This window comes from Vibrio sp. 2304 (genome assembly GCF_033339475.1).
GTDB classification, from domain to species: domain Bacteria; phylum Pseudomonadota; class Gammaproteobacteria; order Enterobacterales; family Vibrionaceae; genus Vibrio; species Vibrio alginolyticus.
Genome location: NZ_JAWOUQ010000090.1, coordinates 1 through 585, shown reverse-complemented (window position 1 = coordinate 585; position 585 = coordinate 1). Strand labels below are relative to the sequence as shown.

The 585-nt window shown below is 58.3% G+C and carries 2 protein-coding genes; both read left to right on the top strand.

Translation table 11 applies throughout. From position 1 onward, the window contains the following. Positions 1-306 (top strand): GDP-mannose 4,6-dehydratase (locus tag R7P64_RS24415; RefSeq protein ID WP_318124200.1); only part of this gene is annotated, 306 nt, incomplete at its 5' end. A gap of 18 nt (positions 307-324) precedes the next feature. After that, on the top strand, positions 325-585 hold a 261-nt coding region (locus R7P64_RS24410; RefSeq protein WP_318124202.1), incomplete at its 3' end, for a sugar phosphate nucleotidyltransferase.

Genomic DNA, 585 nt, shown 5'->3' with positions numbered 1-585 from the left:
AACGAACGTAAAAATATCGAGGTGGTGGAAACCATTTGTCAGCTGCTGGAAGAGCTGGCGCCGGATAAGCCGCAGGGCGTGGCGCACTATCGCGATCTGATCGCCTTCGTTGCCGATCGTCCGGGCCACGATCTGCGCTATGCCATTGATGCCTCGAAGATTGCCCGCGAGCTGGGCTGGACGCCGGCAGAGACTTTCACCTCCGGTATGCGTAAGACCGTGGCGTGGTATCTGGCGAACGAGGCCTGGTGGCGTCAGGTTCAGGACGGAAGCTATCAGGGCGAGCGTCTTGGGCTGCAAAGCTAATCATCTCTGGGGGGAATGATGAAAGGTATTATTCTGGCGGGCGGTTCCGGAACGCGACTGCATCCCATCACCCGTGGCGTATCGAAGCAGTTGTTGCCGATCTACGACAAGCCGATGATCTACTACCCGCTGTCGGTATTAATGCTGGCCGGGATACGTGAGATCCTGATCATCACCACGCCGGACGACCTACGTGATTTCCAGCGCCTGCTCGGCGATGGCTCAGAGTTTGGCATTGCGCTGCACTATGCCGTACAGCCGACGCCGGATGGTTTAGCC